This is a genomic window from Methylobacterium sp. Leaf118, assembly GCF_920984675.1.
Taxonomy (GTDB): domain Bacteria; phylum Pseudomonadota; class Alphaproteobacteria; order Rhizobiales; family Beijerinckiaceae; genus Methylobacterium.
Genome location: NZ_CAKLBV010000101.1, coordinates 1 through 9,144 on the forward strand (window position 1 = coordinate 1; position 9,144 = coordinate 9,144).

Annotated in this window: 10 protein-coding genes and 1 pseudogene; 6 read left to right on the forward strand and 5 right to left on the reverse strand. The window is 71.9% G+C overall.

Annotated elements, in window-relative coordinates; all coding sequences use genetic code 11:
* Positions 1-190 precede the first annotated feature (190 nt).
* The 3 genes from argH to LW587_RS23090 all read left to right on the forward strand — a co-directional run bounded on the left by argH (position 191) and on the right by LW587_RS23090 (position 2,811).
* Entirely contained in the window at positions 191-1,582 is a 1,392-nt protein-coding gene (gene argH / locus LW587_RS23080; protein WP_232631925.1) for an argininosuccinate lyase, read from the forward strand.
* A 98-nt stretch (positions 1,583-1,680) separates the two neighbouring features.
* Positions 1,681-1,986 (forward strand): hypothetical protein, encoded by a 306-nt coding sequence (locus LW587_RS23085; RefSeq protein WP_232631926.1) that lies wholly within the window; start codon positions 1,681-1,683, stop codon positions 1,984-1,986.
* A gap of 129 nt (positions 1,987-2,115) precedes the next feature.
* Positions 2,116-2,811: an invasion associated locus b family protein gene (locus LW587_RS23090; protein ID WP_232631927.1), complete on the forward strand. Its 696-nt coding sequence runs from the start codon at positions 2,116-2,118 to the stop codon at positions 2,809-2,811.
* A 111-nt stretch (positions 2,812-2,922) separates the two neighbouring features.
* On the opposite strand, the gene LW587_RS23095 is transcribed toward LW587_RS23090, so the two are convergent.
* Both LW587_RS23095 and LW587_RS23100 read right to left on the reverse strand, forming a co-directional pair.
* Positions 2,923-3,159 (reverse strand): hypothetical protein, encoded by a 237-nt coding sequence (locus LW587_RS23095; RefSeq protein ID WP_232631928.1) that lies wholly within the window; start codon positions 3,157-3,159, stop codon positions 2,923-2,925.
* Between the two features lie 557 nt (positions 3,160-3,716).
* On the reverse strand, positions 3,717-4,394 hold the full coding sequence (locus tag LW587_RS23100; RefSeq protein ID WP_232631929.1) for an HAD family hydrolase: 678 nt from the start codon (positions 4,392-4,394) through the stop codon (positions 3,717-3,719).
* Positions 4,395-4,530: 136 nt separating this feature from the next.
* Here LW587_RS23100 and LW587_RS23105 point away from each other — a divergent pair, with 136 nt between their 5' ends.
* The gene (locus tag LW587_RS23105) at positions 4,531-4,878 is read left to right on the forward strand and encodes a PetM family of cytochrome b6f complex subunit 7 (RefSeq protein WP_232631930.1); all 348 of its coding nucleotides are present in this window, start codon (positions 4,531-4,533) and stop codon (positions 4,876-4,878) included.
* A 56-nt stretch (positions 4,879-4,934) separates the two neighbouring features.
* On the opposite strand, the pseudogene LW587_RS23110 reads toward LW587_RS23105, so the two are convergent.
* Positions 4,935-5,360: pseudogene (locus LW587_RS23110) on the reverse strand (PRC-barrel domain-containing protein).
* A gap of 92 nt (positions 5,361-5,452) precedes the next feature.
* On the opposite strand from LW587_RS23110, the gene mepA reads away from it, so the two are divergent.
* Positions 5,453-6,394, forward strand: coding sequence for a penicillin-insensitive murein endopeptidase (gene mepA / locus LW587_RS23115; RefSeq protein ID WP_232631931.1), 942 nt, complete (start codon positions 5,453-5,455; stop codon positions 6,392-6,394).
* A gap of 157 nt (positions 6,395-6,551) precedes the next feature.
* Here mepA and LW587_RS23120 read toward each other — a convergent pair whose 3' ends face one another.
* Positions 6,552-7,055 (reverse strand): TIGR00645 family protein, encoded by a 504-nt coding sequence (locus LW587_RS23120; RefSeq protein ID WP_232631932.1) that lies wholly within the window; start codon positions 7,053-7,055, stop codon positions 6,552-6,554.
* 186 nt (positions 7,056-7,241) lie between these two features.
* The gene (gene msrA / locus LW587_RS23125; protein WP_232631933.1) at positions 7,242-7,901 is read right to left on the reverse strand and encodes a peptide-methionine (S)-S-oxide reductase MsrA; all 660 of its coding nucleotides are present in this window, start codon (positions 7,899-7,901) and stop codon (positions 7,242-7,244) included.
* A gap of 132 nt (positions 7,902-8,033) precedes the next feature.
* On the opposite strand from msrA, the gene LW587_RS23130 reads away from it, so the two are divergent.
* The gene (locus LW587_RS23130; protein WP_232631934.1) at positions 8,034-9,071 is read left to right on the forward strand and encodes a PAS domain-containing protein; all 1,038 of its coding nucleotides are present in this window, start codon (positions 8,034-8,036) and stop codon (positions 9,069-9,071) included.
* Positions 9,072-9,144: the final 73 nt, after the last annotated feature.

The window sequence follows — 9,144 nt, forward strand, 5'->3', positions numbered from 1 at the left end:
CGGCGGCGGGCGCCGCCTCGGCGCAGGGGCCGCTGGGGCCGAGGCCTGCGAGGTTGCCGAGGCTCGAGCCGGTCCCGTATAGGGCGAGGCCGCCGAGGAGCGCTGCGGCGAGGCCGCCGGCCGCCAGGATTTTCGGAGTCGCCCTCACCGGCCGGCTCCCATGCGCGCAGTCGAGGGGGTGGGACGGGCCATGAGCAACCGGATGTGGGGCGGGCGCTTCGCGAGCGGACCCGCCGAGATCATGGAAGAGATCAACGCCTCCATCGGCTTCGACCGGCGACTGGCCGCCCAGGACCTTCGCGGCTCGCTGGCGCATGTCGCGATGCTGGGCCGGCAGGGTATCCTGCCGCCCGAGGATGTGGCAGCCATCGAGGCCGGGCTCAAGTCCGTCGAGGGCGAGATCGCACGCGGCGAATTCGTCTTCCGGCGCGAGCTGGAAGACATCCACATGGCGGTGGAGAGCCGCCTGACCGAGATCGTCGGCCCGGCCGCCGGGCGCCTGCACACCGCCCGCTCGCGCAACGATCAGGTCGCCACCGACATGCGGCTCTGGGTGCGCGACACCCTCGACGCGCTCGATGTCCAGGTCGCCGACCTGCAGCGCGCCCTCGCCGAGATGGCCGTGCGGCAGGCCGGCACGGTGATGCCGGGCTTCACCCACCTGCAATCGGCCCAGCCCGTCACCTTCGGCCACCATTGCCTCGCCTATGTCGAGATGCTGTCCCGCGACCGTGGCCGCTTCCGCGACGCCCGCGCCCGCCTCAACGAGTGCCCGCTGGGGGCCGCCGCTCTGGCCGGCACCTCCTTCCCGATCGACCGGCACGCCACGGCCGCCGCCCTCGGCTTCGACCGGCCGACCGCCAATTCCCTCGATTCGGTCGCCGACCGCGACTTCGCCCTGGAATCCCTCTCCGCCGCCGCGATCTGCGCGGTCCACCTCTCCCGCTTCGCCGAGGAGCTGGTGGTGTGGACCTCCGCCCAGTTCGGCTTCGTGAAGCTGTCGGATCGCTTCACCACCGGCTCGTCGATCATGCCGCAGAAGCGCAACCCGGATGCCGCCGAACTGGTGCGGGCGAAAGCCGGCCGCATCGTCGGGGCGCTCACCGGCCTGCTCATCGTCATGAAGGGCCTGCCGCTCGCCTATTCGAAGGACATGCAGGAGGACAAGGAAGGCACCTTCGACGCCCTCCAGTCGCTCTCGCTCTGCCTCGCCGCCATGGCCGGGATGGTGCGCGACCTCGAGCCGGTGGCCGAGGTGCTGACGCGTGCGGCGGGCTCCGGCTACGCCACCGCCACCGATCTCGCCGACTGGCTGGTGCGCGAGCTCGGCATGCCGTTCCGGCAGGCCCACCACGTCACCGGCCGGGTCGTGGCGGCGGCGGCCGAGCGCGGGATCGGGCTGGAGGCGCTGCCGCTCTCGGCGATGCAGGCGATCGAGCCGCAGATCACGGAGGCGGTTTTTGCCGTGCTCGGGGTCGAGAATTCGGTGGCGAGCCGCACCAGCTACGGCGGCACCGCACCCGACAACGTGCGCGCCCAGGCGCAGGCGTGGCTGGAACGGCTGGGCCCTGTGGAGAACTAGGGTCGGCCCTGCGGGAACAGGGACGGAAAATGCGGCGTTCATGCTCCGGCTAGGTCAGCTTGGCTATCCGGTTGCTCGAACCCCGCGGAGTCCCGTCGATGAACGTAGAGAGCTGGATCACGGTCGAGGAAACCCCTGCTTTGGCGCAGGCCGCGCGGGAGGCCATCGACGGCCGCCTCGCCCGGTTCACCGACGCGGAGCGTGCCGCTTTCTGGGCCTCGATCCGCAAGGCCTACAACACGCCCTACAACGACCCGGTGAAGCCCGCCGCCCCGAAGCCTGCCGACCCGGTTCCGACGGCCGCCGTCGAGATCCACCTGTCGGCGCCCGGCCTGGCCGAGATGGCGCTGCCGCTCGCGGCCATCGCCTCCGCCGCCCTGGTCGCCGAAGCCCGCGCGGCGTGACGGTCCGGCGGAACCGGGGCCGATTTCGGTTGATCGCGCCGGGCGGGGCTTTCCCGTCCCGCCTGCGGCCCTCATCCTGAAACCGACGAACAGGACCGGATCGCCCGGTCGCCGGGAACCCGTTGTGAGATGCAGTCGCGCCCCCCTCCGCCTTCCCGCCTCCGCCGGGGCCTGCCGGCCCTCCTCCTTCTCCTCGCGCCCTGGCTGACCGCCGCGGGCGAGACGGTTGCGCCCGTGGGCCCGGCCCTGGCGCAGCAGGCGGAGCCCGCGGCCGAGCCGGAGACCGGCCGCCGGAGCCGTGGGCGCGACCGCAAGCCGAAGAGTTCCGCGCTGCCGCCGGGCATGCAGCAGGCGGTGCCGCTCGCGGTCTACGGCGACTGGAACGTCTTCACCAACGGCGCCCAGGCCCGGGAGAAGCTGTGCTACGCCATCGCCCAGCCCACGGCGCGCAGCCCCAAGACGCTGGCCCGCGACACCGGCTACCTGTTCGTGACGGTGGCCAAGGGGAGCGGGGGCCAGGGCGAGATCGCGGTGATGCTCGGCTTCAAGCCCAAGCCCGCGGCCGCCCAGGCCAAGCCCGGCGCCGCCGCCGCGGCGAGCGATCCCTATCTGACCGTCGGCCAGACCCGCTACGGCCTCGTCGTGAAGGACGAGAACGCCTGGATCCAGAACCAGGCGGACGAGCCGCGCATCGTCACGGAGATGGCCCGCGCCGCGTCGGCCACGGTGCGCACCACGTCGATCCGCAACCGGCCGACCCAGGACGATTACGCGCTGGGCGGCTTCGCCGACGCCCTCAAGCGGGCCCGGGAGGAGTGCAAGTAGGGGCGGCGCCCTGGCGGCACGCGATCGCCCTCCGACCCATCACCACACACGAAAACGCCGGCGTCCCTCGTGGGACCGCCGGCGTTTTCGTGTGTGCGGGGCCGGCGCCGGTCAAACGGCGCGCAGGCGGGTCTGACGGCTCTTTTCGCGGGCCGCGCGGGCGGCTTGTTCGAGGCTGCGGAACAGCGTGCCGTCGAGACCGTCGAAACGGCGCTCCGAGGAGAAGAAGCGCACGCCCCCGCGCTCGGGCACGGCGATGCCGGCGGTCAACTCGCCGATCTCGATGACGCGGGCGGGCGGCTCGTCGTCGGGGGGAAAGACCGCGAAAGTGGGTTGGACACGGGTCATGGTGGGGTGAACTCCTGCGGCCTCTCCAGGGCCGGATGTCGACGAGGCGTTCGCGGCGCGTGCTCGGGGTTTCTCCTGGTCCGAGCGGCAGCGAAGCAGGTTTCGGGCCGATCCTCTAACCGGCCGATGTGACCGCCTGTCGACAACACCCCCGCGCCAGTCTGGCGGTGAGTTTAGAAGTGTTCGAATGATAATCCGTGACCAAGGCAAGTCCTCCGTCCAGTCGGGGACCACGGTGCGCAGACGCACCGTGATGCATTAGCGTTTGATAACGCGGCGCAAGCGTGCCAAGACAAATCACCGCGGTGCAGAAGCGCTGCACGTCCTCAAGATGAGCGGTCGATGCTCGACCGTCAACGGAATGTTCTTCCGAAGATCAGCTTGACAGGGAAAGAACCGGCCGCGATTCGGCCCGCCTTGGGCGAGTCTCACCTGCCGGGCCTGGGGCCGCGCATCGGCGCTCCAGCTTGCGGGAAAAAGCCGATGCGCGACAGGATGTTAGGAAAGCGCGTGAGGGGCGGTCGCGCGAGCGGGCCTCCGCCTCCCGGCCGGGTGTTCTAGGCTGTGGCGATGATCCGGCCGAGATCGGCATGGGCCGTGAAGACCGTCGTGGCGCCCGCCGCGCGCAGATCGGCGCCGGCCCGGTCGTGACCCCAATGGCCGCCCCCGGTGAAGCCGACGACGCGCATCCCCGCCGCGCGGGCCGCCTGCACCCCCGGCACGCTGTCCTCGATCACGAGGCAGCCGGCGGGCGCGGTGCCCATCCGCGCGGCGGCATGGAGGAAGAGGTCCGGGAACGGCTTGCCGCGGGCCACCTCGGCGGAGGAGAAGACCCGCCCCTCGAACAGCGGCAGCAGGCCGGTGAGGTCGAGGGAGCGGCGCAGCCGCACGGGATCGCTGCTCGACGCCACGCAGACGGGCAGGCGCAGGGCGCGCACGGCCTCGGCGATGCCGGCCATCGCCGAGAGTTCGGCCTCGAAGGCCCGCAGGGTCTCGGCCTTGATCGCCTCGACGAAGCCCTCGGGCGCGCGCACGCCGTCATCGGCGGCGATGCGGGCCATGATCGAGACCATGGAAGTCCCGGCGAAGCGGGCGCGCACGGTCTCGACATCGAGATCGAGGCCGAGGCTGTTGAGGCCCCGGGTCAGGGTGGCGAGGCTGATCGGCTCGCTGTCCACGAGCACGCCGTCGCAGTCGAAGATCACCAGGTCCGGGGGAGTCGGGGCGTCCGTCATCGCGGGCCCGTCTCGCACGGGGGCGGCGGAACTGGCAACGCGCCGCCGGGCGGGGGCGGGGCAGGGTTGCCTAAAGCGCCGGCCTCGGCCTAGTCAGGCGACCAAGCGCGGCGGCCCGGTCCGCGCGAGGTCGGACATGCTGCGAACCGTCGCCCGCTTCCTCGGATTGCCGTTCATCAGCCGGGCGATCGGCCTCGTGGTGATGGCGGCGGGATTCGTCCAGCTCTGCTACGACGGCGCCCGCTCCATCGCCAATAATGGCCTGCGGATCACCAGCCTCGCCGATCTGATCCAGGCCCTGCCGCAGGAGCGGACCGCGGCCCTGCGCAGCGCGATCGAGGGCGTGGCGCCCTGGGCCGACAATGTCCTGCTCGCGCCGCTCGGCCTCGTGCCGGCCTCCCTGTTCGGCCTCGCCCTGGGCGCCGCGCTGATCTGGCTCGGCCAGCCGCCGCGGGAGCCGATCGGGTTCCTGACCGGGCCGTGACGCCGCGCCCCGAGCGGAGGCGATCGGCCATGAGCCGGGATCGTCGCCGCTGGGTCTCAGATCCCCCAATAGGGCGCGGCGTTGTCGTGGCGGTGAGCGTGTTCCTCCCAGGCCCTCTCGTGGTCCGGGTCGCCGCCCTCCGGCGAGCGCTCTGGGGCGGCGCGCAGCTGCACCGCGGTGATGTCGACCACGGAGGCCTCGTGGCCCGGATCGAACCGCAGCATGCCCCAGGGCCGCGTGTAGAACGCCTCGCCGAGGCCGAAGAAGCCGCCGAAGCTCATCACCGCCTAGGCGACCCGGCCCGAGGCCTTGTCGCGCATCAAGCGTTCGATCCGCCCGACCTTCGTGCCGTCCGGCCGGCGCAGATCGGTGCCGATGACGCGGTCGCTGGCGATCAGGCTGCGCGGGTGTGCCGGATCGGGGGGCGTGACGTCGTCCAGGGCGGCGATCCTTGGGCGGCCTCGACGGCGCCCCTGCAACATTGTGACGGCCTGCCTTGAAAAACGCCTACCTTGCCGGGCACGTTCCGGCCGGACTGTCCCCTTCCCGCCCCTCTTCGGACGAGCCGACGCGCATGCCGCTGACCCGCCTGCCCTCCCCCGCCCCGGCGCTCGCCCTCGCGATGGCGGCCGCCCTGGCGCTGTCGGGCCCGGCCGCCGCGCAGGATCGCGGCAGCGTCTCCCCCAAGCCCCTTCCGCCGCTGGCCAACCCGGACGATCCGTCGACCCCGGCCAAGGCCCTGTTCGGCCGCGTCATCGGGCCGACCGGCGGCGCGCCTCAGTCGTTCGGCTCCTACGCGAAGGGCTGCTTCTCCGGGGGCGAGGCGCTGGCGATGGATGGCGCGACCTGGCAGGTGATGCGGCCCTCGCGCAACCGGATGTGGGGCGTGCCCCACCTCGTCGATTTCCTCGAGCGTCTGGCCGCCCGCGCGCCCCAGGCCGGCTGGCCGGGGCTCCTCGTGGGCGACATGTCGCAGCCCCGCGGCGGGCCGATGCTGACGGGCCACGCCTCGCACCAGCTCGGCCTCGACGCCGACGTCTGGCTGACGCCGATGCCGGGCCACCGCATGAGCCGGGCTGAGCGCGAGGAGACTTCGGCCACGAACGTGGTGCGCCCCGACCGGCTCGACATCGACCCCGCCGTCTGGACGCCGCAGCATACGGCGCTGATCCGCCTCACCGCCCGCCAGCCCGAGGTGGCGCGCCTCTTCGTCAATCCGGCGATCAAGAAGGCGCTGTGCCGCGAGGCGGGCGGCGATCGCGCCTGGCTCAACAAGGTGCGCCCGATGTACGGGCACAACTACCACTACCATATCCGCCTCGCCTGCCCCGGCGGGGCCGCCTGCGACGACCAGGCGCCGCCGCCCCCCGGCGACGGCTGCGGCGCGGAGCTCGACTACTGGTTCAGCCCGGCGGTGCTCAACCCGCCCAAGCCCAAGACGCCGCCCCGCGTCCGCCCGCCGATGACCATGGCGGGGCTGCCCGATGCCTGCCGGGCGGTGCTGCACGCGCGGTAGCGCGCCGGCCTGCCCCACGGCGCCCCAGCCCGGGCTCGGGACGCCGACGGTCTCAAAGAAGAACCCTCCCGGATCCGCGATCCGGGAGGGTTCTTTGACGTGGCGCCTTTGCGTTGTCGGGGCCGGGGCCGCGGCCCGCCCGAAGGCGGGCGGCGGTTCACTTCTCGTGGTGGCCCGCCGAGATCCGGTCGGTCAGCGCCATCAGCAGGCCCGACAGCACGAACACCATGTGGATCCCCACCAGCCATGCGAGGTCGCGGTCGCTGTAGCTCTTCACGTCGAGGAACGACTTCAGGAGCTGGATGCCGGAAATCGCGACGATCGAGGAGACCAGCTTCAGCTTGAGGCCGGTGAAGTCGATGGTCCCCATCCATTCCGGCCAGTCCTTGTGGTCGGTATGGTCGAACTTCGAGACGAAGTTCTCGTAGCCGGAAAAGATCACGATGATGAGCAGGGAGGCGGTGAAGGTCAGGTCGACCAGCGCCAGCACCCCGAGGATGGTCTCGGACTCGCTCGAGCCGAAGGCGTGCGAGACGACATGCGTCAGCTCGATCAGGAGCCGGATCAGCAGCACCACGAGCGCCAGCGTCAGGGCCGCGTAGAACGGCGCCAGCAGCCAGCGGCAGGCGAAGAGGAACCGTTCGAAGCCACGTTCCAGCATGTGTCCTTCCCGACCGTCGCGCGCGCCTCTCGCCGGCCTCCCGATCACCGGGAGATCCCCTCCGGACACGCGGGGTGCGGAGGGCGCCGTGCGACAGGCTCTGAGGGTGGCCGGGATGTGACACGGGCGGATGGCACCCGCAAGACGGCCACGCTCCACCCGGCCATGCCGGGCGGAGCGGCCGGATCACGCGGCCGCGATGCCGGTGCCGACCGGGCAGGACACGCCGGTGCCGCCCAGCCCGCAATAGCCGCCCGGATTCTTGGCGAGGTATTGCTGGTGGTAGTCTTCCGCGAAGGAGAACGGCCCGAGCGGCACGATCTCCGTCGTGATCGCCCCGAAGCCCCGGGCGGCGAGCGCCGGAGCGTAGGCGTCGCGCACGGCCCGTGCGGTCTCGGCCTGCGCCTCGCTCGTGGTGTAGAGGCCGGAGCGGTACTGCGTGCCGACGTCGTTGCCCTGGCGATACCCCTGCGTCGGGTCGTGGCTCTCGAAGAAGGTCCGCAGCAGGTCCGTGAGCGGCAGCTGCGCGGGATCGAAGGCCACGAGCACGACTTCGTTGTGCCCGGTGCGGCCGGAACAGACCTCCTCGTAGGTCGGGTTCGGCGTGAGGCCGCCGGCATAGCCCACCGCCGTGACGTGGATGCCGCGGGGCAATTGCCAGAACTTGCGCTCGGCCCCCCAGAAGCAGCCGAGGCCGAGCACGATCGTCTCGATGCCCTCCGGGTACGGGCCCTTGAGCGGGCGGCCGTTGACGAAGTGCCGCTCGGCCGTCGGCAGCGGGTCCGGCCGGCCCGGCAGGGCCTCGGAGGGCGACGGCATCTCGGGCCGTTTGCGGAAAAGAAGCATAGATATCCCCCTTGATCGGGCGCACGATCCATGTCCGGGATCGGTTTCCCTTGATATGGTCGCCACGGGCCGGTTTGGCGACGGCGGCGGACGGCCGGGATGTCACACGCCGGCAGAGAGCATCAGGACCGGATGGCGTCGGACGACTGGCAGCTGACGGAGAGGGTGCGGGCCAGCGTCCGCTCGGGCGGCAAGGGGGACCCGTTCGCGGCGGCCGTGCGGGCGACCCGCATGGCGATGATCATCACGGATCCCCGCCATCCTGACAACCCGATCGTTTTCGCCAACGACGCCTTCCTGAGCCTCACCGGTTACGGGCGGATGGAGGTGATGGGGCGCAATTGCCGCTTCCTCCAGGGGCCCGAGACCGACCTCGACACGGTGGCCAGGATCCGGGCCGCCATCGCGGCGGAGCGGGACGTGCATGCCGAGCTGCTGAACTACCGCAAGGACGGGTCGACCTTTCACAACGCCCTGTTCGTCAGCCCGGTGCACGACGAGGACGGAACGCTGCTGTTCTTCTTCGCCTCGCAGCTCGACGTGAGCGACCGGTACGCCCTGAAGGACGAGCGCGACCGGGCCCAGGCGACCCTCGATGCCAACGCCCTGCTCCTGCGGGAGATCGGCCACCGCGCCCGCAACGACCTGCAGACGATCACCGCGATGCTGACGCTCCAGAGCAGCGGCAGCGCGGACCCGGCGGTGCGCGCGGCCCTCGCCGTGGCCATCGGGCGGGTCGACGCCCTCGGCACGCTCTACCGTGCGCCCGTGGATGCGGCGATGGCCCACGACCTCGCCGACCTCGCCCGGGAGGTGGCCGGCACCCTGGTGCAGGCCTCGGGCCGGCGCGACCTCGCCCTCGACCTCGACCTCGCGCCGGTCCCCGTTCGGGCCGAGGCGGCGGGGCCGCTCGCGATCATCCTCAACGAGGCCGTCATGGGCGCGCTGCGGCCTTCCGGCGCCGGACGGCTCGCCCTGCAGGTGGCGCGGGAGGGCGCGGAGGTGGTACTGCGGGTGGGGCACGGCCCCGTTGCGGACCAAGCCGACGCCTCGGCGACGGGCGAGGCGTTCGGGACGGATCTCGTGGATGCGCTCACGCGGCAACTCGGTGGGGTCCGGACTCCGGACGGCACCACCTTCCGCTTCCCCGCCGAACGCGTGACCCTCTGATCCGGGCTCCGCTTGATCAAAGCGGAGCCCGGATCAGGCAAGCCCGCGCGGCGTTTGAGCGAAGCCCAAATCC